Here is a 642-nt window from a genome sequence, read left to right as displayed (position 1 = left end):
GGCGAGGGCGGCGTCCGTGGGGGACGGGCCCATGTCGATGCCCTCGGCGTCGATGTTCAGCTCACGGGCCAGACCGAACAGCTCGACCAGCGTCTTGCCCGCGGAGGCCATGGCGTCACGCGGACGCATCGCCTGCTTGGTCTCCACGTCGACGATCAGCTTGTCGAAGTCGGTGCGCTGCTCGACACGGGTCGCCTCGACCTTGTACGTGACCTTGAGCACCGGCGAGTAGATGGAGTCGACCGGGATCCGGCCGATCTCCTGGCCCACCTGCTTGTTCTGCACGGCGGAGACATAACCGCGGCCACGCTCGACCGTCAGCTCCATCTCCAGCTTGCCCTTGCCGTTGAGCGTGGCCAGGACCAGATCGGGGTTGTGCACCTCGACACCGGCCGGAGGCGCGATGTCGGCGGCGGTGACCAGACCCGGACCCTGCTTGCGCAGGTACATCACCACGGGCTCGTCGTGCTCCGAGGAGACGACCAGCTGCTTGATGTTGAGGATCAGGTCGGTGACGTCCTCCTTGACGCCCGGCACGGTGGTGAACTCGTGCAGCACGCCGTCGATCCGGATCGACGTGACCGCCGCACCGGGAATCGAGGACAGGAGGGTACGACGCAGGGAGTTGCCGAGGGTGTAGCC

Annotated in this window: 1 protein-coding gene; it reads right to left on the bottom strand. The window is 66.8% G+C overall.

The genetic code is table 11. The annotated features are described in order from the left end of the window. Positions 1-642, bottom strand: a 642-nt coding sequence (locus tag IEZ11_RS50465) for a DNA-directed RNA polymerase subunit alpha (RefSeq protein WP_189269863.1), incomplete at both ends; no start/stop codon positions are given.

The sequence above is a fragment of the Streptomyces fuscichromogenes genome (genome assembly GCF_014645815.1).
Lineage (GTDB): Bacteria > Actinomycetota > Actinomycetes > Streptomycetales > Streptomycetaceae > Streptomyces > Streptomyces fuscichromogenes.
The sequence above is the reverse complement of the archived record's forward strand: the minus strand, read 5'-3'. Positions and strand labels throughout refer to the sequence as shown.